Annotated in this window: 18 protein-coding genes; 6 read left to right on the forward strand and 12 right to left on the reverse strand. The window is 64.6% G+C overall.

All coding sequences use genetic code 11. From position 1 onward, the window contains the following. Positions 1–153: 153 nt before the first annotated feature. Together ACOYYX_RS38035 and ACOYYX_RS38040 are read right to left on the reverse strand one after the other, a co-directional pair. A complete protein-coding gene (locus ACOYYX_RS38035) occupies positions 154–1,422 on the reverse strand; it encodes a hypothetical protein (protein WP_422927861.1) in 1,269 nt (422 codons plus the stop codon). Between the two features lie 160 nt (positions 1,423–1,582). Next, positions 1,583–2,191, reverse strand: a complete 609-nt coding sequence (locus ACOYYX_RS38040) for a peptidoglycan-binding domain-containing protein (RefSeq protein ID WP_422927862.1) — start codon at positions 2,189–2,191, stop codon at positions 1,583–1,585. A 243-nt stretch (positions 2,192–2,434) separates the two neighbouring features. On the opposite strand from ACOYYX_RS38040, the gene ACOYYX_RS38045 reads away from it, so the two are divergent. Further along, on the forward strand, positions 2,435–2,941 hold the full coding sequence (locus ACOYYX_RS38045; protein ID WP_422927863.1) for a GlcG/HbpS family heme-binding protein: 507 nt from the start codon (positions 2,435–2,437) through the stop codon (positions 2,939–2,941). Between the two features lie 16 nt (positions 2,942–2,957). Here ACOYYX_RS38045 and ACOYYX_RS38050 read toward each other — a convergent pair whose 3' ends face one another. Together ACOYYX_RS38050 and ACOYYX_RS38055 are read right to left on the reverse strand one after the other, a co-directional pair. Further along, positions 2,958–4,328: a hypothetical protein gene (locus tag ACOYYX_RS38050; protein ID WP_422927864.1), complete on the reverse strand. Its 1,371-nt coding sequence runs from the start codon at positions 4,326–4,328 to the stop codon at positions 2,958–2,960. 224 nt (positions 4,329–4,552) lie between these two features. Beyond that, positions 4,553–5,335 carry an SDR family NAD(P)-dependent oxidoreductase gene (locus ACOYYX_RS38055; protein WP_422927865.1) on the reverse strand — a complete coding sequence of 261 codons (783 nt, stop codon included), beginning with the start codon at positions 5,333–5,335 and terminating at the stop codon, positions 4,553–4,555. 146 nt (positions 5,336–5,481) lie between these two features. On the opposite strand from ACOYYX_RS38055, the gene ACOYYX_RS38060 reads away from it, so the two are divergent. Next, positions 5,482–6,084 carry a TetR/AcrR family transcriptional regulator gene (locus ACOYYX_RS38060; protein ID WP_422927866.1) on the forward strand — a complete coding sequence of 201 codons (603 nt, stop codon included), beginning with the start codon at positions 5,482–5,484 and terminating at the stop codon, positions 6,082–6,084. Positions 6,085–6,087: 3 nt separating this feature from the next. Here the strand turns inward: ACOYYX_RS38060 and ACOYYX_RS38065 are convergent, their stop codons facing one another. The 5 genes from ACOYYX_RS38065 to ACOYYX_RS38085 form a co-directional block, all read right to left on the reverse strand. Then, positions 6,088–7,020 carry an NAD-dependent epimerase/dehydratase family protein gene (locus ACOYYX_RS38065; RefSeq protein WP_422927867.1) on the reverse strand — a complete coding sequence of 311 codons (933 nt, stop codon included), beginning with the start codon at positions 7,018–7,020 and terminating at the stop codon, positions 6,088–6,090. A 32-nt stretch (positions 7,021–7,052) separates the two neighbouring features. Continuing rightward, positions 7,053–8,432, reverse strand: a complete 1,380-nt coding sequence (locus tag ACOYYX_RS38070) for a flavin monoamine oxidase family protein (RefSeq protein ID WP_422927868.1) — start codon at positions 8,430–8,432, stop codon at positions 7,053–7,055. 28 nt (positions 8,433–8,460) lie between these two features. Continuing rightward, positions 8,461–9,105, reverse strand: a complete 645-nt coding sequence (locus tag ACOYYX_RS38075) for a hypothetical protein (RefSeq protein WP_422927869.1) — start codon at positions 9,103–9,105, stop codon at positions 8,461–8,463. Between the two features lie 82 nt (positions 9,106–9,187). After that, entirely contained in the window at positions 9,188–10,588 is a 1,401-nt protein-coding gene (gene guaD, locus ACOYYX_RS38080; RefSeq protein ID WP_422927870.1) for a guanine deaminase, read from the reverse strand. A 363-nt stretch (positions 10,589–10,951) separates the two neighbouring features. After that, positions 10,952–12,493, reverse strand: a complete 1,542-nt coding sequence (locus ACOYYX_RS38085; RefSeq protein WP_422927871.1) for a carbohydrate porin — start codon at positions 12,491–12,493, stop codon at positions 10,952–10,954. A gap of 780 nt (positions 12,494–13,273) precedes the next feature. On the opposite strand from ACOYYX_RS38085, the gene ACOYYX_RS38090 reads away from it, so the two are divergent. Next, positions 13,274–14,362 (forward strand): DUF1574 family protein, encoded by a 1,089-nt coding sequence (locus ACOYYX_RS38090; protein ID WP_422927872.1) that lies wholly within the window; start codon positions 13,274–13,276, stop codon positions 14,360–14,362. Between the two features lie 1,366 nt (positions 14,363–15,728). Here the strand turns inward: ACOYYX_RS38090 and ACOYYX_RS38095 are convergent. Next, complete coding sequence (locus ACOYYX_RS38095; RefSeq protein ID WP_422927873.1) at positions 15,729–16,112, reverse strand: VOC family protein; 384 nt, start codon at positions 16,110–16,112, stop codon at positions 15,729–15,731. A gap of 324 nt (positions 16,113–16,436) precedes the next feature. On the opposite strand from ACOYYX_RS38095, the gene ACOYYX_RS38100 reads away from it, so the two are divergent. Then, entirely contained in the window at positions 16,437–16,943 is a 507-nt protein-coding gene (locus ACOYYX_RS38100; RefSeq protein ID WP_422927874.1) for a MarR family winged helix-turn-helix transcriptional regulator, read from the forward strand. A 79-nt stretch (positions 16,944–17,022) separates the two neighbouring features. On the opposite strand, the gene ACOYYX_RS38105 is transcribed toward ACOYYX_RS38100, so the two are convergent. Both ACOYYX_RS38105 and ACOYYX_RS38110 read right to left on the reverse strand, forming a co-directional pair. Next, positions 17,023–18,441, reverse strand: coding sequence for a DUF1501 domain-containing protein (locus ACOYYX_RS38105; RefSeq protein ID WP_422927875.1), 1,419 nt, complete (start codon positions 18,439–18,441; stop codon positions 17,023–17,025). Between the two features lie 70 nt (positions 18,442–18,511). Further along, complete coding sequence (locus ACOYYX_RS38110; protein ID WP_422927876.1) at positions 18,512–21,712, reverse strand: DUF1553 domain-containing protein; 3,201 nt, start codon at positions 21,710–21,712, stop codon at positions 18,512–18,514. A 1,051-nt stretch (positions 21,713–22,763) separates the two neighbouring features. Between ACOYYX_RS38110 and ACOYYX_RS38115 the strand changes: the two genes are divergently transcribed. After that, complete coding sequence (locus ACOYYX_RS38115; protein ID WP_422927877.1) at positions 22,764–22,970, forward strand: hypothetical protein; 207 nt, start codon at positions 22,764–22,766, stop codon at positions 22,968–22,970. Between the two features lie 187 nt (positions 22,971–23,157). After that, positions 23,158–24,204 (forward strand): DUF1559 domain-containing protein, encoded by a 1,047-nt coding sequence (locus tag ACOYYX_RS38120; RefSeq protein WP_422927878.1) that lies wholly within the window; start codon positions 23,158–23,160, stop codon positions 24,202–24,204. Positions 24,205–24,207: the final 3 nt, after the last annotated feature.

Genomic DNA, 24,207 nt, shown 5'->3' on the forward strand with positions numbered 1-24,207 from the left:
ATCCACGTCGTAGTCGCAGAGATTGAAAACATGGTGTTATTTTGCATCTGCCACTTGAATCAAAGTCTCCAGCATTCATGCACAATCAATCGCACATGGCGATTGATCGAGCCAGGCCCCATGTGAAGTGTCTCGGGCGGAGCAAGGGCGAGGTCAGGGCAGGGGGATATCCTTGAAATCGAAGGGGATCTGCGTGGAGACTCGGTCGAGGCCGTAATAGCGAAACTCCGCGGGCAGCTTCGATGTGATCTGCTCGGGGTCGAAGTTGTAGGAGAACTCCAACTCGCCAGGAGCACCGCCGCCGCCGGAAGACGCGGAGGAGTGGCTCGGGGCACCCTTCGCGTCCACCATCTTGATCTGGTAAGTCCTCAGGACCGCCAACCTTGCGTCACGCCGGTTCGGATCGGTCTCGCTGATGAGGCGGCAGGAGACCGCGAACTTGACGATGCCCCCCTCGATCCGATCCGTCAGGACGCGGAACTCGGCCCCGCCGCCGCGGAATGTCTTCCCCTCCGAACTCCCGAGCGGGATGGCGATGGCGGGCTTCTCCTGGAGTTGGCCGATCTCCACGGGGATCAGGCCGCGGAGCCGCTTGATCGTCTTGCTCCCCGCGGTCTGGCCGGTCCTCCGCAGGGGGATCCGGACCATCGGAGCGAGGCCGCCGTCGATGGAGGCGAAGGCCTGGACCGCCTGCCTCGGGTTCTCGTCCCGGTGGGCGTAGAGGGACCTCCCCATCTCGTCGACGGCATCCACGGTCCGGATCGGCCCGTCGCGGCGACAGACCAGGCCGGGTTCCGCCGCGAGTTCGATTTCCGCGAAGAACGAGCCACCGTCGAGGGGATCCAACCTCATTGGATCGGCCTCGCCCGGGTCGCCGTTCTGGTTGGCACTCCGGCCAAACTTTCGGCTCGCGATCTTGTCCTGGCGCCGCTCGTAGACGCCCCGGAGGCCGACGCGGAACGGCCCGGAGTACGAGGCGGGGCCCGGCGGGGCTCCATCGCCCTCGAAGTTGAGCCCCAAATTCGCGGCGCCCGTATCGCCGAACTCGACGAGGCGGTACTGGATGCCGGCCCTCCTGGCGATGCGGTCGATCGCCTCCCAGAACGGGACCGGCTCGGGTGCCTCCAGGGTCACCATCCGATAGCGCCAGCGCAGGCCGGCTTCCTGATCCTCGGGCATGCCGCCGACGAAATCCATCCCTACCATGGCCTTCGTGGCCGTGTTGCGGAACGCATGGATCTTCTTGCCGCTCCGCTTCGCGGTGACGCGCACCAGTTCGAAGGCCGTGCGATCCTTGAAGTCGAGGACGACCTTCGTGGGCTCGTTGAGCCGTACGTTCGGATCCGGCTGAGGATCCGCCAGACCGAGCCCCAGCAGCGCGACCGCCGCGATGGCGGTGAATGCCCAACGGCCGCCCAGCATGCCTGTGCCCCCACCCTTGAGGAACGGAGATGTCGTGTCCGGGTCATCCTTGCAGGGATCCGACTCTAACAGAGACGATCCCGCATCGTCGAGCCGGAAACGAGAGACTTCTATTCACATGACTTTCTCGAAGGTGCGTCCCGCTGCGTTGCCAGGGTCATCATCGCCCATCGGTGGACCAGTGGACGGCATCCTTCGGGACGTTGATGAAGTGGATTACTCCGTAGCCCTTGGCGACCTCGATGAGGTCGGGGTTCGTGCTATCCCTGGGGGCGCTGCTGATCTCGACCGTCGTCCCGTCATGCCGTTCAATTTTGAGGGTGTCCTTCCAGGTCACGTCCATGTCGACCGCCTTGCCCTCGGTATGCCTTGAATTCAGGGCGGGGCGGACCTGGAGGTTCTTCATCCCGTAAGCGTTGACCATCTCCAGGGCCTTTTGCTTCGAAGTGGCCGCGTCGCCATGCCACCACCGGATATCCACGCCCTCCCTGGCCGGAACCTCGCGCGGGTCGAAGTCCTGCCGGGCGATCCTCCAGCACCAGTGCATCAGATACGCCCGCTCGGGAGGCCGGAGCGTGCTATTGATCCGCGTCGTCGCACCCGCCTCCTTGAGCGCGGCCTGGAACAACTGGAACTTGGGCCGAAACTCGTCGTTCAGATCCTCCATCTTCCGGCTGCCGGGGAATTGCTTGACCCACTCGGGGCCGCTCAACTTCGGCTCGGCCGCCTTCGCCCAGACGACGGAGAGGCAGGCCAACCCAAGGACCATCAACGCACAACTCACCCTGGCTCTCAACACGGCGGAAACCCCTCCGGGTTCGGAATCAAACGCACACCCAACGTCTCATGAGGATAGCAAGAGGCTTTGGCTATTGCACGTCTCGGGATCGATCCCCTCGGCATCCTTGATTTCCGGGAGGATCGGCCCGAAGATCGGCCCGACGTTACGGACCAACGGCGAGATGAGATCGAAAGGCCCGCCGCGGACCTTCAAAAGCCAAGGAACATCAGCATGCAACCCACTTCAGCACACCTCCTCCTCACGGCGACGGCCTTCCTGCTTGCGGGCTCGCGGGCCTCGGCGCAAGAGCCGATCCCCTACGGCGACCCGATCAGGCTCGAGGCGGCCCTGAAGATCGTGGCGGCGGCCGAGGCCGAGGCCAAGAAGCACAACTGGCCCGTGGCCATCGCGATCGTGGACAACTCGGGGTTCCTGGTCGCCTTCCATCGGCTGGATAACACGCAGCTCGGGAGCATCGAGGTGGCTATGGAGAAGGCCAAGACCTCGGTCCTCTTCCGCAGGCCGACCAAGGTCTTCGAGGACACGCTGGCCCAGGGAGGCGCGGGGCTCCGGGTGCTCAGGACGGGGGCCATGCCCGTCGAAGGGGGCCTGCCGATCCTCAAGGACGGCAAGATCATCGGGGCGATCGGCGTCTCGGGCGTCAAACCCAACCAGGACGGCGAGGTCGCCCAGGGGGCCTTGAAGGCCGTGGAAACCCCCAAGCCCGCGACGCCCTGAGCCGCCATCGAGGCGATTATCGCCCTCGTGCCATGATGCGGAGGGCGATGTCTTCCTCGAAGTCGGGCGAGTTAAGCTGGATCAGCCCCGAGCCCTCTTTGACTTCCAGGTCCACGACCTTGACGACCTCGCCGGAACGCGTGTCGAGCCATTCGGCGTGATAAGCGCCGGCGGGGAGATCCACCTCCAGCGAGACCCGCTTGCCACCACTGAGATAGACGGCGTATTGCTTCCCCGCCTCGGCCAGGACGCGGGGCGTCACCTTGTCGGGAACTCCGCCTCGGATCAAGGTAATGTCGGGGGCCATGCGGAGGAGATCGAAGCCGTCGAGGAAGCGTTTGAGGATGCCGAGTTGCTTGCGCAAGCGAGGCCCACCCCCGCCGGGCGTGGGGTCGCTCACCTCGGCCGTCCCGTCCGCGTGGGTCGTGCTGAACGAGTAGTCGAGGTTATTGTAGATCGCCCCGCCGGCCAGCATGAACTCCCAGCCCTCGACGCGGTAGACGAGGTCGCCGGTCTTGCGAAAGCCGGTCTCGTCGTCGCCAAGAGGTCGTTTCAGTTCGTAGTTCATCGCCACGGTGTCGGGCGGGGTCGCGTAGTGGAAGTTGAAGATCGAGACGGCCGGGTTCGGCGACTCGATCTTCGCCTTGTCATTGGCGATGTTTTGCGCGATCAGGTGTTTCTTCAAGGACACTTTCTCGGCGTCGATGATCGTGGCGATGATCCTGTCCTGCCACTCCCGCGTCACGCCGCCGAAGTAGGGCTCGTTGCAGACCTCGTAATAGAGGTTGTTCACGTCCTTCAACTCGGCGACGACCTTGCGGACGAACGCCTCGTGCCGGGCGACCAGTTCCGGATGCTTGAGCGTGAACACCTCATTCCCAGGGACCGCGCCAACGCCATTCACGTTGTGCTTGGCGTTCATCGGGTCGATGTCCCAGAGCACATCTTCGTAGAAGGGGCAGAAGAAGACATATTCCACGACGATCCCGCGTTCCTCCGCAGCGCGGAGGAATTGCTTGAGGCGATCGAAGTAGGCCGGATTGAAGCGGTCGAGGTCGTACTTGTCCTCCCCCACCTTGATCCAGGGGGGCAGGTAACGCCCGGGCGCGGGGGCGAGGTTGTTCTCCTTGATGTTGAACGAGCCGGGGACCTCGCGATAGGTCCCGGAGAATAGGCGGGTCATGTTCAGGCCGCTCGCCTTCAACGCATCGAGATACGGGATGAAGTCGAAGTCGAGGTTCAGGACCGAGCCGTAATGCTCGCCCGAGGTGACGAGCACCGTCGTCCGCCCCTGATAGCGGAGATAGTGCGGATTCTCGGGATGCAGCTCGATCGGCCCGTCGGCCAGGGCCGACAACGACGCCAGGGAGAGCAGGAGCGTCAGCATGCGGTCTGCCCCTCGACCCGCGCCGGCCCTGTCGTCGAGGGAAGGATGGATCCGATCCCATCGACGGCCGTACGCGTTGTCATATTTCCGAAGAGATTGACGTGTGATAGGGGCCTCGGCCCATCCGTCGGCCAATCGCTCGAAGCCCGGCGACCCCTCCCGATGCGCCAAGTCTCGCACGGAACCCGGCGGCGGGCAAGCGTCGCGCCCCCCGCGCCGTCATCTCAGAGGAAGAGGCCGCCAGAAGCTTCGAGGCGCTGGGCGTTGAGCCAACGACCGGCCTCGGAGCAGAGGAAGGCGACGACCCCGCCGATGTCCTCCGGCACGCCGACGCGGCCCAGCGCCGTCTGGCTCGCGAGGAAGTCCTTGACCCCCGCCTGGCTGAAGGAGTTCTTCGTGAAGTCGGTCTCGATCGGGCCGGGCGCCACGATGTTCACGTTGATCTGGCGAGGGCCCAACTCCTTGGCCAGATACTTCGTCAGGACCTCAATGGCCCCCTTCATCGACGCATACGCCGCGTATCCGGGGGTCGTGAACCGCGCCAGGCCGGTCGAGAGGTTCACGATCCGGCCGCCGTCGGCGATGACGGGCAAGAGAGCCTGCGTGAGGAAATAGACGCCCCGGAAGTGGACGTTCATGAGGCTGTCGAAGTCGTCTTCCGTCGTCGCCTCGAACTTCGACGGGCGGTTGATCCCCGCGTTGTTGACGAGGAAGTCGAACGTCTCACGCCCCCAATGCTCGCGGAGCAGGGCCTGCAACTCGTCGCGGAACTTATGACGCTGATCGCTCTGGGCGACATCGAGTTGCACCAGGGCCGCCTTCCGGCCCAGGGCCTCGATCTCGGCGACCACCGCCGCCCCTTCGCCCTTCTTCTCGCGGTACGTCAGGATCAGGTCCGACCCCGCCGCGGCGAGACTCAGGGCGATCTCGCGCCCGAGGCCCCGGCTCCCCCCCGTCACCAGGGCGATCTTCCCCGTCGACCCCACCGCCTGGTTCTGAGCACTCATCGTCAGTCTCCCCTGATTGATCCGCCAGAAATCCGGTTCCGCGACTCGAATTTGATTTCCTTTACGTCGCGTAATATTATAGAACCGAGAAACCAAGTCAATAGTTTTACGATACGTAAAGCAAATTATCCTCGAAGGGGGTCGGCATGGCGAAGGAGTCGAAGCAGGAGGCGAAGTCGCGGGGCAGGCCGAGGAGCGAGTCGGCCGCGGCGCACGAGGGGATCATGGACGCCGTGTACGCGATCCTCCAGGAGAAGTCGGTGCGCGACCTGACGATGGAGGAGGTGGCCCGCCGCGCCGGGGTGGGAAAGCCGACGCTCTACAAGTGGTGGCCATCGAAGGCCGCGCTCGTGATGGATATGTTCGAGCAGCGGGTCGTCGGCCGGCTCGCGGTCTCTGACACCGGGACCGCCGAGCAGGCGATCCGCACCCAGGTCCGCGAGTTGATCCGGCTCTTCAACGGATTCTTCGGCAAGGTCGCCGCCGAGATCATCGCCGAGGGGCAGAGCGACCCGACGATCCTCGCCGAATACTGCCAACGCTATATGTTCAAGCGCAGGGCCTTCTCGGCCGGGGTCCTCGAGCACGCGAGGGTCAGGGGCGAGTTGAAGCGGCCGATCGACCCCGAGCTCTTCATCGACATGATCTACGGCCCGATCTACTTCCGGCTCCTCGTGCGCCACCTGCCCCTGGACGAGGCCTTCGGCGACGCACTGGTCGATAACCTGCTGGCCTATGCCAAGGGATGAGGATTACCGGGCGAGCCACTCGTGGAGCTTTCCCACACCTTCGCGAATCTCCACTTTAGGCTCCCAGCCGAGGTCGCGGTGGATGGAGGCGAGCGACATCTTGCGGGCGTTCATCGCGTATTTATCCGGGTCGGGTCCGTCCTGCACGACCGTCCCGGGGACGAGTTCCTGGATAATGCACGCGATCTCGCGGAAGGTCGGGAAGCCGGGGCCGGTGACGTTGTAGGCGAGCGTATCGACCTCGCGAATCCGGTCCTTGGGGATCTGAAGCGCCGTCTTCACGACCTCGCAGAGGTCTGTGATGTAGATCCAGGGCAGGGGGACGTCGCACCCCTGGTCGAGCACGATCGGCTCGCCGGCCAGGGCCGTCTTGAGCAACTGCGTGATCCCGCAATAGGCCGTCCGCCCCGCGCCATAGACGATGGAGACCCGCAGCGAGAGGAGGTCGACCTTGTCCTGATGGGCATAGGCGCGGACCATCGCCTCGCACGAGACCTTGGAGCTGCCATACGGCTCGCTCGCCAGCAGGGGGAGCCGCTCCACGACCGGCGTGATGCGCGAGGCCTCCTCGGCGGCCTGGCCGTAGACGGAGCTCGACGAGAGGAAAACGACCCGCCCCTTGAGCCCCGTGGTCCTCGCGGCCTCGAACAGGTTCAATGTCCCCAGGACGTTAACCTCGAAGACGCGAGCCGGCTGATTGTTGCAGATATGAGGCCCTGATACGCCCCCCGCATGTACCACGTTGTTGATGCCGTGCCTGGCGAAGATGTCGTCAACGAGGGCCTTGTCCGTCACGTCGCCGACGATCACCGGCCAGGGCCTCGGGGCCGACGCGGCGACGACATCCAGGCCCACCACTTGCGAGCCCTCCGAGTGCAGGAGCTGGGCCACCCTCGCCCCTAAGAAACCTTCGACCCCCGTGATCAACGTCGCCATGCGCGGGCCTCCCCATCAAGCCATCTGCATTTTCAACCAAGAAAAGCGTCGACCTCGCCCGCCGCCTGCTCGCCGGCGAAGAGGCCGCCTTCGAGGTATCCGTTCCAGTCCTTGGCGAGGTCGGAGGCGGCCCACCAGACCCGGCCGAACCGGGGCATCGACTCGCCGCCGAGGGCCTGCCCGAGCTCGCACCAGAAGCCGGGGGTCAGGTGGCAGCCGTAACCGCCGCGCGTGAACTCTTCCGACGTCCAGTCCATCTCGATGTAGTCGATGGGGTCGAGGGCCTCCGGGCCCAGGATCTTGGCCCAGGTCTCCAGAACGCTCGACCGCCGATCCGCGGGAGAGAGCCGGTTCCAGTCGGTCGCACGCCTCGCGGTGATGAAGCCGAGGAGCACGCCGGGGTAGCCGTCCTTGGCCGAATTATCATAGCTGAATGTCTGGGGACCATCCCAGATCATGCCGTTGCCCGACAGGCCCTTATCGCGCCAGAAGGGGCGATCGTAGGCGGCCTGGACCTTTGTGGTGTTCCCCGTCTGGAAGGCGGAGAAGGCCCGGTAGAGGTCGGAGGGGAGGCGAGGCTCGTAGTTCAGGCCGGGGAGCAACTGGGGAGGCAGGCAGAGGACGACGGCCTTCGCCCGATACTCGGCTCCGACCGTCTTCACGAGCACCCCGTTGTCGTCCTGCTCGACCCGGCGCACGATCTGGCCGAGGTGGAGCGCGTCGCCGAGTTGCTCCGCCATCCGCTCGGCGACGAGCTGCGTGCCGCCGACGACGCGATTCGCCTGCAGGCCGCCGATCGCCCAGGGGGGCAACCCGTGGCTCGTCTTCAGGAACCAGAGCATCTGGAGCAACGAGATCTGCCCAGGCTCGGTGGAATAGGCCTGGTTCGTCAGGTAGCGGAAGAACTCACGTGAGGCGTCGGTCCGGTTCCGCTCATTGATCCAGGTATCGAACGTGACGGCATCCCAGGCCTCGGCGTCGGGGCAGATCCAGGGGGTCGCGGCGGGGACCAGTTCGTTGAGCCTGCCCAGTTCGTTGAGCGTCCCCTCGATCTCCTCGGCGACCTCGGCGGGATGCCCGAGCGACTCGACCAGGCAACGCGCGGGGGTCGACTGATAGCGGGCGACCTTCCCGTCCTTGGCGACGAACCCATCCCCCTCGCCCCATGCCGTGAAGAACTCGAGCCCAAGTTCGGGGACCAGCTTCGTCGCCCGCTCCTGGATCGGCGCGATGTACTGGCCGCCGAGTTCGAGCCGCCAGCCGGCGACCTGCCGCTCCAGGGTCCGCCCGCCGACGCGGTCGCGAGACTCGAGCAGGACGACCGATCGGCCCGCGGCCTTCAGGGCCCTCGCCGCCGAGAGCCCCGCGTAACCGGCACCGGCGACGAGCACGTCACAGGAAATCTGGCTCATGTTGTGATCCGATGGTGTCTCGACGTTTTCATCCGCTGATCTTGCGGAAGATGAGGGTCAGCACCGCCAATGCCGCCGCGATGCCGAGCGGGCCGCCGAAGGCGATCGCCTTGTTCCTCGAGTCCTTGGCGTGGAGCCAGGGGGCGATCAACTTGGTCAGCAGGGGCATCACGGCCCATTGCAGGATCGAGATGCTGAGGGCGTTGCCGATCAGCATCGAGAGCGAGAACCCCAAAGGCTGGGTGATCGGCCCGACGAGAATCGACAGCACCATGACCGTCGGGAAGAGGGCCAGGAGGACGGTGAGGGCCATCTTCCACGCGGAAGGCCCCTCGCCCGAGGCGGAGGACGCCCCGGCGAACCAGGCGCCGAAGCCATCCGGCAGGGTCTTCATGTCGAAGTCGCCGAGGCGAGCCTTGACCTTCTGGATCCATTCCTCGCGGATCGGCGACTCGAGCCAGCGGTTCAGGAACCTGTCCTCCTCGAAGTGGATGACGACCACCCACTCTTCAGGACTCTTGGCCGTCGGCTGGAAGACATCGGTGCCGCAATACCCCTCGAAGCCCTCGGCGACCTTGATGACGTTGCCCTGCCACTCGAGGAACCAATCCACATCCGACGCGGGGACGCGCTGCACGATCACGGCAGACGCCCTGGAAATATGCACGGTCACGAATCCGCTCCTCGAGTCTGCGGGGTTAGGTCCATCGATCAGGATACGCCTCGGGTACGAGTCATGGGCATCGGGTTCGGGCTCAGGCCTTCTTGTAGGCCCGCTTGCCGCCGATCCAGGTCTCGTCGATGTTGCGGTCGTCGCCGACGGCCATGACGCCGAAGAGGAGCTGCGAGGCCTCCTCGATCGTCTTGGGGTTCCCTTCGGTGATGAGCGACTGGTGCCACTTCACGGCCGCCTGGCCGCTGTTCCAGTCGATCGCCACGAAGTCGGCCTCCTTGCCCTTGTCGAAATTGCCGAGGAGGTCGTCGAGGTACAGGGCGCGGGCGCCGCCGAGGGTCGCGAGGTAGAAGGCGCGATAGGGGCTGAGCTTGTTGCGGTCGGCCTCGGCCAGATCCTGGTCGCGGGGGTTGACCGAGCCGTCGAGCATGGTGTTGTTGCAGAGGCCGACCTTGTACGCCTCCTCCATCACCCGGATCAGGCTGAAGGCGTTGCCGCCCCCCATGTCGCAGCCGAGGGCCACGCGGACCGGCCGCTCGGGGTCGAGGGCCCGGCCGAGGCGGAAGAGTCCGCTGCCCAGGAAGAGGTTCGAGAGCGGGCAGAACGCGATCGCCGCCCCCGCCTTCGAAAACCGGGAGAACTCGTCGTTCGAGAGCCAGATGCCGTGCCCGGCCGTGAACTTCGGCCCGAGCAGCCCGTGCTTCTCGTGGACGTGGGTATAATCCGAGCAGTCGGGGAACTCGACGCGGGCCGTCCGGACCTCGGAGGGATTCTCCGAGATGTGGGTATTCACCCAGCAATCGTTGTGCTCTTCCTTCAACTGCCGGCAGCGCTCCATCATGTCGGCCGAGCAGCCGACCGCGAACCGGGGGGTGATGGCGTAGAGGTTCCGCCCCTTGCGGTGATATTGCTCGATCAGCCGCTGCGACTCCTTGTAGAACTCATCCGGCGTGATGAGGGAGTGGTCGGGCGCAAAGCGGTCGATCCCCGTCAGGCCGGCGATCACACGCATGTTGCGGCGGGTCGCCTCCTCGAAGAACTCCTCGGTCGAGACGGGGCTGCTGGTCGTGAAGGCCTGGCAGGTCGTCGTACCGCCGGCCAGCAGCGCGTCGAAGAAGTGCTTGGCCGCTTCCTTCGAGTAGTCGCGATCCTTGTACTTCAACTCCTCGGGGAAGATCCAGTCCTGGAGCCAGTCCAGCAACTGACTACCATAAGCCCCGAGCACGCGGACCTGGGGGAAGTGGATGTGCCCGTCGATGAAGCCGGGCAGGATCAGCCTGTCTTTGATGTGTGTAATATCTAGACTGGAATACTTAGGCGAGAGATCTTCGTAGTTACCGAAGTCGGTGATAATCCCATCCGTGACGACCATGAGTCCGTCGCGAGTGAATCGAGCCGCTTCCTTCTCCCGGGCTCCATACTTCCAGGGGTCGTCCACGAAATCAAAGAAAGACCCTCGAATCGCGCGAACTTCCGCCGTCATCGCAACGCCTCCGCCAGCAATGGAACTGCAATCGAATTATCGGACACCGTCGTCGTCGACCCAGTCGGCCCCGGGAGGGCCTCTTGCGGGCTCTATCTTTCTCCACTCTTGAACCGTTGTCAAAACTTTACCTGGCCTATTTTCTTAAAATATCTAAAAACAGGCATTCTCATGCGGTTGCGACGTACTCATACGACTGTCGCCAGGCCGATGCCCTCGACCGACGAGGCCAGTTGTGGGTCAATCCGCGATAGAAACGGAGTCGCGACGAAAGCCAAAGCCATCTCCCGATGGCCCCGGCTTTCGAGGTTACGGACGCAGAGGCGGATGATGGGAGGAAGGCGAGGAGGCTCGCGCCTTCCGTCAGAAGAGGACCGTCAGGCGCAACGTCACGGCCAGGGCCGACGGCGTGAAAGCGTTCTCGGCGGGGGTGGGGATGTAGGTGAGATTGGGCTGGAAGAACCAACCGTCGAAGATCTTGAACTGATAATAAGCCGACATCATCAACTGGCTGGGCCGGAGCGGCTGGCCGTCGATCGCCGTCGCGGGGAAGAGTGCCGCGCTGGCGCCCGGCTGGGGATTGAGCCAGGTCAACGCGAGGCCGGCACCGAAGGAGTCGGCGGGGCGGCCTGGGACGAGGCCGAACGCCGTGAGGCCCGCGCCGAAGAACTGCCGGGCGATCATGAAATTGGAGTTGTTGGCACCGAACTGGTAGAACCCGCTCAAGCCGCTGTTATCCAGCCCCGGGTTGCGAAACCAGAGGCGCTGGGAGCCGAACAGGTACATGCCGCCGGTGCCTTTCACGGGTTGCTTGTTGAAATCCTGGAGGTCCCCCGTCAAACCCCACCCGCCGATGCCGAAGCTGCCCGGCTTCTTGTCCCGCCCGATCCGATAAGAGTAGCCGACCTCGCCGATGTGGAAGTAATGCCCATCGAAGCGCGGGCCCTGGAGCCCCGTCTGGTGGAGGCTCACGTTGCTGTCGTAGGCACCATAAGAGAAGTAGAGTTGCTTCGTCGGCGCGAAGGTGGTCGTGATGCCCACCGCCGAGTTGTAATAGCCGGGGATCGCACCGAGCAGGGTCGGGTTGACGAAGATCGGCGTGTACGCCAAACCGGAGACCGCCGGGATGCCCGCCGCCGGGTCGTCGACGGGGACGGGCCTCACCACGTTGTTGAAGTCGAAGGTGGGGACCGTCTTGCCGGCCCGGACGATCAGCTTGTCGTCGAAGAAGCTCTGGCGGACCCAGAGCTGATACAGTTCCTGGCGGATGAACGGGGGCGTCACCGGGATCGAGTCGAAGCCCGGGAAGGCACCCGCGAGGCTGTTGGTCGGCTGCCCGGCGAACTGGAGGAACTCGGCCCCGACCATGCCCCCCTTCCAGTCCATGATCTTCTCGCCGTCGAGGTTCAGGTCGATGACGGTCAGACTGTTCAGGCCCCATCGCCCCGGCTGGCTCCCGCCGGACACGACACCGCTCGCGTCCCCGATCCAGAGGCCGCCGAGCCGGACCCCGGTATCGGCGCCGATGCCGAAGAATCTCCCCAACGCCCCCGTACCGGCCACGATATTGACGGCGGCCGGGTTACCGCTGATCGCCTGGCGTCCCCTCGAATCGGTCGCGTCGCCGGGCCGAGCGGCTCCCCCGGCCGTCTCCGCATTGGGCGAGGCGGCGTCGCCTCCTGCCGCGGCGGGTTGGGGTTGCGGTTGGGGCTGGGCCGGAAACGGGGCCGAGGGATCGCCCGCCCCGGGTTGGGGCAGGGGAGGCAGGTCGTCGGCCATCTCGAAGGCCAGGGCCGCCGGCATCGGCGCCCCGGTCGTCGCGGGGGGCGGGATCGTTGGGGCGTTCCGATCTCCCTGGTCGCCCGCCAGGGCCATCGCGAACACGAGGATCCAGGGTGTTGCCATCGCGGTCTGTTCCACCTGTCCTAAATACTTAAACCCAGACCACCGAGCCATGGACCTCGACGTCCGATAGGCTTTTCTTGGCAGCCAGACATGAGGTTTACGCGACCCGCCCGTTAGCCGTCCGCGTGTCAATATCGTCCCGACGGCGCAACAGGCTTGAATCGCCCCGACCCGAATGATCGCCCCAAAATGAGCCGTTTCACCCCAGCTTGACCGGGAACCGCTCGCGCAAACGACCGGCGAAGGCTAGCCGAAAGATCGAGAAATCGGCGGGATTTCCATCGTTTCACGGCGTGAACCAGACAACCATTTAATGATTTTCATCTTCATTTCTTTGGGCTCAACATCCAGGAATTTTGCTTTCGAATCCGGTTGGGGAGCCAACTCTCGAGATGTGGCGTTGGTGGCGACAGTCGAGTCGACGCCGGACCTTCGGCCCAGGTCTTCGATTTTCCCCTCAGTCGATTCGACGGCGCAAATCGAGAGTTGTTGCAAGGTGGACCCGGTTTGTCAGGACGTGCCTTGACAATATGGCGCGGATCGCCAATTTTATGCGGCATCTCGAATCCCTTGCGTACCCGGCATCTCCGCCAGGATTGGCTGGAGTCAGGCCGCGTTGAACCCGAGGGCGCGGGCAGGGGCAGGTCCCCCGGAGCATGGGGAAGCCCGTCCGGTCGCGACCGCCAACTCCCGAAGAAAGCCGAGGGGCCTTCCGGCCACGACATGGATGTCACTCCAGGGCAGAGAATGCGCCGCCGGAGCCCGGCGGGATTCCTCGGGATGCTCGCGATCCTCGTCGTGGTGGAGTCGGGCCTGGTCCAGCGCGGGACCGGCCTGAACTCGGCGCTGGGCTGGCTCTGGAGCACCTGCGGCCGCATGGCCTCGGAAGGCTCGCGCGAGTGCCAGGTCCTCTGCCTGGGGGATAGCCAGGTCAAGCACGGGATGGTCGCCCAGGTGCTGGAAGACCGCCTCGGCCTCCGGACGATGAACCTGGCCTTCAGCGGCGGCCAGTCCTCGACCAGCTACTTCCAGCTCCGCCGCGTGCTCGATTCGGGCGGCAGGCCCTCGGCGGTCATCGTCGACTTCTATCCGGTGCTCCTAAGCCACGGCCTCGAGGAAAACACGCATCGCTGGGCGCAGTATCTCTCGACGCGAGAGTGCTTCGACCTCGCCCGATCGGCCCGGGACGCGCACCTCTTCGCCTGGGTCATGGCCGGGCGTCTGGTCCCCTCGATCCGCTACCGCCAGGGCCTCCGCGAACTCATCGCGGCGAGGCTCAAGGGGGAGCAGCCCGGGCCGTCCGACCTGATCCACCTCCTCAAGCGCAACGCCTGGAGCAACAAGGGGACGCTCGTCTTCGAGAAGAACCCGAAGTGCTGGATGCCCGACGACATGGACGCCTGGGTCCGCGACGGATTCCTGCGCGACCGGGTGGGCAACGAGATCAACATGGCCTACCTGGGCCGCTTCCTGCAACTCGCGGCCGAACACCGGATCCCCGTCTTCTGGGTCGTCCCCCCGGACCACCCCAAAATCGAGGCTCGCAAGGACCTCGAGGGCATCAACGGCCGATACACGGGCCTGCTCGAGAAGGCCCTGAAGAAGTACCCCAACCTCACCGTCCTTGACGCCCGGCACTCCAACTACCCGGCCAACGTCTTCTACGACCACTCCCACCTCGACCGCGAAGGGGCGACCACCCTGAGCGCCGACGTAGCCTCCCAGGTCCACCGCCACCTCGCCGACGGCCCCGCCGAGCGCCTCATCATGCTCCCCGACTACCGCACCATCGCCCCCCGCGTCCCCATGGAAGACACGCGAGAATCGGGCGTCGCGCTCCGCGACATCGCCACGCGCACAAGGCGCTAATTCCTCGCAGCCCTATCTGTCCAATTACACATCATTTCACATCAGTCGAAGCACGACCAACTCTTATTTCTTCAGATCACTATCTTACGCAGGAGATTGTGCTCATTCTCAACGCGCGAGATCGGCCGCAGTCCTCTCGGAACGGTTTGAGCCGCGGGCGTTGCAGCGTCGCGATTAAATTCGCCGGAGTTGGCCAAGGCTCGATGCCGGCCACGCCAGATTAAGTGCCACCACGCAAGAGCCAACACTGTCCATCCAGAGAACCCATCTGCACCAAATTGAATCCCGATCAATTCACCCAAAAACCCCAGGTTCACGTGAAAATCAGCCCTCTGGACTGCTCCGCCCCGGCACCCTTGACCATGCTCGCCAACTCGCTCTCAATGCCTCATCTCCAGCGAACCGAGCCGAAGAAACGATTTGTTTCAACGCCTCGACTCTTGCTATTTTTAGCCAAATCTGTTTTCCTAAATTTGCACAATCAACAGGTAGAATACAAGGCTCAGCGTTCCAAAAAGCAGCATCCCAACTTCTCGAAGCTATTCTTCACAAACTATCTGGCCCATGCCATTTATGGAGAAATCAGGACCCTTTTCAATTTTGTGCCGCCTCGTCATAACAAAGCTCGAACTATCATGGCATCGCTTCATCCACACCGGTTTGCAATCACGCAGCCGAGGGTTTGATGCCTAAAATGGATCAATGTTAATTCTGAATAAAGTTCAAAAAATTCGCTTTCAATCCGATGGGTTGCTCCCTAAAGTAATCGTCGACTCAAGGACATGGGTTTGCACCTATATCCAGCCTTTCAGACGTTTGCCAACCAACCCTTCGATGCCCAGGTTTCGGCTCTCCGTTTCCCTCCGTTAACCGCCCGGGTTTCCCAAACCCTGAGTGCCCTGCAATGCTCATTCAACTGGCGATTATTCTCTTAAGTGTTACGCTTGTTGCTTCGATCCTCGCATTCGTGTTGCCCCTCCGCTCGCTACTGTATCGTCAACGCCACTGCCCTCGTTGCGGGCCCGGCTCACGGATGATGCGGATCCCTCGCCACAGCGCCGATCGACTCTTCATCGGCAACCTGATCTCCTGCCGTCGCTATCGATGCCTCGGTTGCATGTGGACGGGTCTATTCCGAGAGTCCGCCCCCAAGGGTGGTGGTGCCCTCCCGCTGACCGCCACCGACATCGAGATTCCCGTCTTCCAGGAGGCGGACAAGACGTAAGTCACATTGGGGAAGAATCGAGGGCGTTGCAGTTCGCGATCGTCCAATGAGATCGCCAGCCCCAGCGCCCCGGTCCACCTCGCCCTCTGCCGACGGGCACTCTCATAGCGCCAGCCGCGCCCCTCCCCGGGCCTCCCGCCTTCACGGCTGCGGGCCGAAGTTTCCCTTGTGCTGGTGGAGCACCTCGACGAGGAACCCGCCGGGCGCCTTGAAGTAGAAGGTCCAGGCCCCGTGGAACTCCTTGGCGGGTTCCACGTCGAGGCCAGCGTCTTCCAACCGTTTGCGAATTTCATCCACGCGTTCCCGGCTCTCGACCATGAAGCCGACGTGGAACGCTTCCGGGTATTCGATCGTCTTCTCATTACCGAAGTTGTTCAGCGACAGGACGAATCCGGACTCGTCGAGCAGCAGGGCGAATGCATTTCGTCCCCGTTCCACGACACATTTCATGTCGAAATGTGTCTCGAAGAACGCGCGGGTCTCGGCCACGTCGGGCACCGTCAGATTGAGATGATTGAGCCGCATCGGACGGACTCCTTGCACGATGGAAGTGGTATCGAGGCGATCGGATCCAAGCGAATGGAACCGTTGAACGGCAGGGCGTGAGTTCCCCACCGCCGGCGTGACGTGCCATCATCACCGACGCAGTTTGGGCACGCCGAGTTGATTTGCGGGGCTTGGCCATTCCCTCGCCCCTGGCTCGCCGTGCGGTCGCCCTGAATCGGCATCGCGATCGACGGCAACGACGACGCTCGGCGGAGCGGCAGGCGCTTGCCTCCGAGCCCTCCCTCGATGAGAATAATAGTGGAGATAATCGTTACAGTCAATAATCATTTTCCGGAGAAATGAATGGCCCGCTCTCGCGCCTTGAAGGGCTCGACGGACCCCGGCTCAGGGCTCGGGTTCCTGCTCTCGCAGGTCGGGGCCCACTCGGCCGCGACGTTCGCGGATCGGCTGGGCCCGCTGGGCTTGAACCCGCCGCACGTGGGGATCTTGCGGGTGGTCGAACAGGCCGATGGGCTGAGCCAGCAGGCGCTCGGCGAGAAGCTCGGCATGTTCCCGAGCCGCCTCGTCCAGATCCTCGACGACCTCGAGAAGCGCGGCCTGGTCGAGCGCAGGGACAATCCCTCCGACCGCCGCTCGTACGCGTTGCACCTGACCGACGCCGGGCGCGAGACGCTCGCGAAGATCGAGGTCGTCACCCAGGAGCATCGGGATGCGCTCGTCGCCGCCCTCGACGAATCGGAGCGAGCGCAGCTCGCCGGGTTCCTGAGCCGGATCGCGGCCGAGCAGAAGCTCCAACCGGGCATCCACCCCGGCATGCGCAAGCAAGGGCCGCCGTCGGGCCAGTGCTAGCCTCGTCTCCCGAAGCCTCGCCGACGCGAAAGCGGCCCATCAATTATGAGAGCATCACGTCTTCATTTGAACGAAGTGCTCAGGCGAGGATACCGTCGACGACGACGCCGTGGACGTCGGTGAGGCGGAAGTCCCGGCCCGAGTAGTGGTACGTCAACTGCTCGTGGTCGATGCCCATCAGGTGCAGGATCGTGGCGTGGAGGTCGTGGACGTGGACCTTCTTCTCGACCGCCGCGAAGCCGAATTCGTCGGTCGCGCCGTAGGTCATGCCCCCCTTGACGCCGCCGCCGGCGAGCCAGACCGAGAAGCCATGGTTGTTGTGGTCGCGCCCCTTGGATTTCTCGGAGACGGGCGTCCGGCCGAACTCGCCGCCCCAGAGGACCAGGGTGTCTTCGAGCAGGCCGCGGGACTTCAGGTCCTTGAGGAGCGCCGCGACCGGCTGGTCGGTCTCCTTGGCTTTCTCCGCATGCTTGCTGATATCTTCATGGTCATCCCAGGGCTGGCCGGCCCCGGTGTAGACCTGGACCATCCGCACCCCGCGCTCGACGAGCCTTCGGGCGGTGAGGCAGGCGTTCGCGAACGGGCCTTCGCCGTAGAGCTCGCGCGTTGATCGGCTCTCCCGGTTCAGGTCGAAGACCTCCTGCGCCTCGGTCTGCATGCGGAAGGCCATCTCGAGCGAGGCGATGCGGGCCTCGAGCGGGTTGTCGTTGCCTCCCCGGCGATCGAGATGCCTCTCGTTGAGCTGCTTGAGGAGGTCCATCTGCTCGCGCTGGGATTTCCGGTCCTGGTAGGCGTTGTCGATGTGCTTGATGACGCGCTTGGGATCCAGCTCCGAGTTATTGATGTGCGTCCCCTGATAGATCCCCGGCAGGAAGCTATTGCTCCAGAGTTGCGGGCCGACGACGGGCTCGCCGGGGCAGAGGACGACGAACCCTGGTAGGTTCTGGTTCTCGGTCCCCAGGCCGTAGAGGAGCCACGAGCCCATGCTCGGCCGGGTGGGCTGGTTCTCGCCGCTGTTCATCATCAGCAGCGCGGGCTCGTGGTTGGGGATGTTGGTGTGCATCGAACGGATGACGCAGAGGTCGTCCGCACACTCGGCCAGGTGGGGATAGAGCTCGCTGATCTCCAGGCCCGACTCGCCGTGCCTTGAGAACTTGAAGGGGGACTTGAGCAGGCCGCCGGTCTTGCGCTCGGTCTTGAGGTCGGCGTAAGGAGGGCGCTGGCCGTCGAGCTTGGTGAGCATCGGCTTCGGGTCGAACGTGTCGACCTGCGAAGGCCCGCCGTTCATGAACAGGTGGATGACGCGCTTGGCCCTGGCCGGGAAGTGCCCCACGCGGGGCGAGAGCGGGTTGCCGGCGATGTCCTTTGCGATCGGCGACGCCGCCAGCCGTCCGGAGTCGGCGAGCACCGAGGCCAGGCCGAGGGTCCCCAGGCCGGTCCCGACCTTGCGCAGCATCTCGCGGCGCGACATCTCGAAGTGGAATGAATCCTGGCTCATCGACGAATCCTCCGGCCTTTGGCTTGTAGTGAGGGGGATCGGACCGATCCCGTCGTCCCAATCCATTCCATCAATCAAGATAGAGGAATTCGTTGCTGCTGAGCAGGACCTGGGCGTAACGCTCCCAGCGGCTCAACCGTTTGGTGGCCGGGTCGTCCTCGCCGCCGAGGTAGGCGACGCCCATCGTCGTCTCGTCCTCGTCGGCCGGCCTTCCGTAGAGGAGGAGGTACGCGCGATTGATCCGCGCGGCCTCGTCGGCCTTGGGCCCGGCGTCGTTGCGAACTCGGTCGACCAACGCCCGCGCCTGGTCGACGACGAACGGGCTGTTGAGGACGAAGAGCTGCTGCTGGGGGATCGTCGTCTGGCTCCGCTTGTCGCTCGTGATGTTCGGGTCGGGGAAGTCGAACAGGCGGAGGAGCGAGTCGAGGTTGTGCCGGCTGATCTTGGCGTAGAGGGTCCGCCGCCTGTTCCCCGTATCCGCGAGGTCGAGCGAGGGCCCGCCGACGGTGGGGTCGAGCCGGCCCGAGACGGCGAGGAAGGCGTCTCGCCAGGCCTCCACGTCGAGCCGACGCCGATTGGCCCGCCAGAGGTAGCGGTTGTCGGCGTCGACCTGGAAATTCTGCGGGTCGAGGTCGGTGCTCAACTGATAGGTTGCCGACCGCATGATCTCGCGATGGATAGCCTTGAGCGACCAGCCCGAGGCCACGAGCCGATCGGCCAGGTAGTCGAGCAAGGCGGGGTGGGTCGGCTTCTCGCCGAGGATCCCGAAGTTGCTGCTGGTGCCGACGATCCCCCGGCCGAAGTGGTGCTGCCAGATCCGGTTCACGATCACGCGGGCGGTCAGCGGGTTGTCGGGGCTCGCGATGGCCTCGGCCAGGTCGAGCCGGCCGCTCCCTTTATCGAAGCGGGGGGGCTCGTCGCCGGCCAGCACTCGAAGGAACCTACGCGGGGCGAGGTCGCCGGGCTGGGCGGGATTACCACGGACGAAGACGTGCATGTCGGCCGCCGTCGCATCGACGAGCGAGTGGGCGATCGGGTAGGGGGGCGAGACCCCCTCCTTCGCCTCGGCGACCCCGGCCTTCAGCCGCTCGATCTGGCCCAGGGCATCCTTGTCGAGACGCTTCGCCAGGTCATCGTCGCCGATGTAGAAGATCCCCTTCTCGGCGAAGAGGAACCTGAGCCAGTCCCCCTTGGTCATGTCGACGGCACCATCGAAGGCGAGGGCCCCCTCGATCGTCTCGGGCTTGCGCGTGGTCGCGAGGAACTGGACGGTCGCCGAGCCATTGTCGCTGGCCTGGCCGGTTCCCCCCTCGTCGAGGCCGGCTTTGGTCCGAAACCTCGTGTAGCCATCGGGCAGGTCGAAGACGATGAGCGACGGGGCGTGCGTGCCGATCCCGTCGGCCACCAGCTGCCCGGCCACCTTGAGCGGGTCGCCGCCGGCGTTCTTGCCGACCAGCACCGAGCCGGATCCGGAGGTCGCCGACCGCCAGCGCAGCTCGGTCAGCTTCTTCTCGCCTTCCGGCCCGACCAATTTCGGCTCGATCCAGTCGGCCCAGTCGCAGCTCTGGCCGTCCCCGCCGTCGCTCACGACGAGGAAGAGTCGGTTCGCCCCCGTGATATCCAGGTCGATCTCGACGACCGGGTCCGCCTTCGTGACGACTCGACGGCTCGCCGAGCGACGGACCTCGTCGCGAACCCCGCGAGCGGCCTCGGCGACGGATTCGGCCGAGCCGTCCTTGCCGATCGCATGGAAGGCCTGCCAGGAGGCGAGCCCCGCCAGTCGCTGCGTGGACTCATTCCCCGAGTCGAGCAGCTTGACCCAGCGCCTGAGGATGCTCGGCTCGAGCCCCTCGCGTTTGGCGACCTCCGCCACGGAATTCCCGGGCTCCTTCTTCCCACTTGAGGAGCAGGACCGGGCGGCGATCAGGTAGGCGTCGAGCCGGTCCACGCCCGAGGCGACGAACTTCACCCGCTCCTGGTCGCGGTAGCCCTTGAGTTTGGCCTCGGCGGCCTTGAGCTGCTCCTCCTGATGCTCGTGCCGCTTCACCTCCTCGTCGCTGACAAGCGGGGTGTTGGTGAGCATCGAGCTCGAGAAGATCCCGGCGAGCGAGTAATAGTCCTGCGTCGGGATCGGGTCGAACTTGTGGTCGTGGCAGCGGGCACAGGCGACGGTCAGGCCGAGGAAGCCGCGGGTCAGGGTGTCGACGCGGTCGTCCAACTCGTCGGCGGTCGCCTTGGCCGCATCGGTATTCTTGTAATATTGCGCCCCGAGCCCGAAGAACCCGAGCGCCACGCGCCCGTCATAAGGCGGGTTCTTGCCTTCGGGGAGCTGGTCCCCGGCGATCTGGAGCTTGACGAAGCGGTCGTAGGGGAGGTCGTCGTTCAGGGCGCGGACGACCCAGTCTCGATAGCGGAAGCCGCTGGAGTTCGGCTTCACGCCGAATGTGTGGGCCTGATCCTCGGCGTAGCGGGCGACGTCGAGCCAGTAACGACCCCAGCGCTCGCCGTAGTGCGGCGAGGCCAGCAGGCGGTCCACCACCCGGTCGAAGGCGTCGGGGGCCTCGTCGGCGAGGAAGGCGTCGACTTCTTCGGGAGTCGGCGGCAAGCCGGTGAGGTCGAAGGTCGCCCGGCGGATCAGCTCGCGCTTGCCGGCGGGCCGCACGGGCTTGAGGCCTTTCTCGTCGAGCGCGGCGAGGATGTGCCGGTCGATCGGGCCTCGCGCCCAGGCTTCGTCGGAGACGGGCTTCGGCGAGGACGGGGCGGGGGGGCGGAAGGACCAGAACTGCCGGGCGGCGGCCATGTCGAGCTTCTTCGACTCGGAGGCGGCGGGGGCCGACGCGGCCGTCCTGGGGTCGGGAGCCCCCATCTCGACCCACTTCGCGAAGTCGGCGATCGTCGCCTCGGGTAGCTTGCCCGAGGGGGGCATCTGCGACGACTCATACTTGAGTGCCGAGATCAGGAGGCTCTCATCAACGTTGCCGGGCACGACCGCCGGGCCGCCCTCGCCGCCGTCCCGCATGGCCTGCGCCGAGTCGAGCCGGAGGCCCGCCTTCAGGCTCTTGGCCTCGGAGGAGTGGCAGGAGAAGCAGTTCTTCACCAGGACCGGCCGGATCTTCGACTCGAAGAACTCGACCCCTTCGGGGGATGGTCCCGCGGCCATCGCGTTCGTCAGGCCGAGTGCGAGCGCGGGGACGATGCCGAGCCGGAGGGCGATTCGCTTTGCAATCGAGGCGAAGGGGGCCTCGGTATCTCTCAAGAGCCGGAGGGTCATCCCGTTGGTCCTGTCCTTCGAGGAATGGCGGGCACAGGCAGGGAGCGGGGGGATTCTCTTGAGATCGTGATCGAGAGAGGCGATCCGACCTGTCGTTGCAACCAAATTTCAACAAATCCGGGAAGCCATGGCAACTCTATTCTTGGCCCTATCAAGCCATAAGTGGGCCGCGGAAACTCCCTCGGCGTCGATCGCGAAGCCTCCGTCACCCCGGACGATGCCGAGCGGGAGAGGCCGGGCCCCGGTATACCGGCAACCATGATGCGCCGACGCATCCCGATAACCCAATGCCACAAAGCTTCCGGCCTACGCCCTCCCTACCGGCCTTCATCGCCATCCCACTCGAGGCGGGACACCCGGTGAATCCCTGATGGCATCCACACACGGGCCGCAATAAGCGACGGCTCCCGCGGACAATTCCATCTATTAGACAATGCTCATTTCACCCAAGAGCATACTACACGATGTAGTAAATCGGCGTCGTCTCGCGTCACGTCCGGCCAGCTTCAACTCCACTAATGTCACAGTCGGAATCATCGCGCGGGGAGCCCACTAGGCATCCCGATCTATACTACAAAACGTAGAAGATCATAGTTAATACCGAAGAATTTAGGATCACTTTCATTTCTAAGTTTATTATGGACATTTGCGCCAGGACTCCCTAATATCAAACCTCAGCTTGTGGAACTAGAGAATCCCAAGGCTGGAACGAGAATTGCTCAACTCCACAACTCGTCCGTCCTCTCCAACGGAAGTTTGAAGAACAACGCGAAAACGCAGCATTCCTGGCGCGACCATCCGAGAAGTCGCCCGCACCGTGTGCATCGCGTGCTTAGAAGCGCCCCACGAAGTCAACGATGACGCGGCCTCCTAAGATTTTCACTTGTCACGCCTCGAACTTGGACTGATCGATAACCCGGCCGGCCCTCTCAAGCGCGAAGACTCCGCATCGCACCACGTGCATGCATGTTTTCACGTTTTCAGGTCTCGTAAGACCGTTACGTGCTCCGTTCCCGATTCACGCCCGTTGTTCCCAGGATGAGGAGATTCGATGTTCGCTCGTTTGCAACCCCGGCTGTGGACCCTGGCCTTGCTCGTGCCCGTGCTGACCGCGGGCTGTGAGTCTTCATCGAGCTCTTCCAGTGGAGACGATGTGGCGGTCGCGATCGGGAATGGGCCGTCGGCCGAGGCCAAGGCCAAGGCCAAGCCGCCCGCCGGCAAGAAGGGGGGCGGTGCCCCGATCCTGCCGGGCCGTTGAGCCGGGGGATGGCCTTCCAGCCTTCGCGATCCCAGGCCTCTCGGCCCGTCGAAGCATCCCCGGCGGGGCCCGCGAGCTCTCCGGGAGATGCCGCCCCTGACCCGGCATCCGCTCATGTCATGAGCTGAAAATCCGAGTCAGTCCCTACGTCTTCATCCTTTATTCCCCTTCGACAGGAGCCTGACCCATGCGATCTCGGTCAACTCGCGGTTTCACCCTCATCGAACTGCTCGTGGTCATCGCCATCATCGCCGTCTTGATCGCGTTGCTCCTCCCCGCCGTGCAGTCGGCGCGCGAGGCCGCCCGCCGGGCCCAGTGCACCAACAACCTGAAGCAATTCGGGCTGGCCATGCACAATTATGAAAGCGCTTACGGGACGTTCGTCCCCAGCGTGATGTACCCCTCGCCGCTGGACAACTGGGGCTGGGGGCCGAGCGGGCACCTGAGCCTGCTCCAGTTCATCGAGCAGGGCGTGCTGTTCAACGCCTACAACGTGGGCGCGGTGGCGTGCAACTCGGGCGGTTGCAACCTCTACGCCATGAACACCACGGTGTTCAACACCCAGGTCGGCACCTTCCTCTGCCCGTCGGACGCCCCCGAGCGGACCACGACCCTGTGCAGCTACGTGGGCAACGTCGGCGGCCCCCACCAGTTGCTCCCGTTCAGCGGGACTTACACCCCGACCCCGAACACCGACTACCCCGGCTCGGTGGTCATGAAGATCGCCTCCATCACGGACGGGACCAGCAACACGGCGCTCTTCAGCGAAGTGCTGACCGGCGTCAACAACGCGGCCGCCGTCACCGCCGGCTCGGGCGTCCGGTCGAAGCGGGTCCACTTCAACGCCTCGGGGATGTCGAACTTCGCCGCCACGGCCACCGCGGTGATCGCCGAGATCGCGGCCTGCCAGAGCGTGCCCGTCACGACCGAAGGCTGGGGCGGCGCCCGGGGAGACTGGTTCCTCTCCTTCCCCTGGTACATCAACTATGCCGTCTACAACCACATGGGCACGCCGAACACCCGCACCTGCGTGACCTCGTCCATCTGGTCGGGCAACACCTGGGGCGTCGACTACTACGGCTCGGCCCCGCCCAGCAGCAACCACCCCGGCGGCGTCAACATGACGATGGCCGACGGCTCCGTCCGATTCATCAAGGACTCGGTCAACCGCACCGCCTGGTGGGCGATCGGCACCCGCAACGGCGGCGAAGTGCTCAGCTCCGACCAGTATTGATCC

It is taken from the genome of Singulisphaera chitinilytica (assembly GCF_049331405.1).
Taxonomy (GTDB): domain Bacteria; phylum Planctomycetota; class Planctomycetia; order Isosphaerales; family Isosphaeraceae; genus PoT.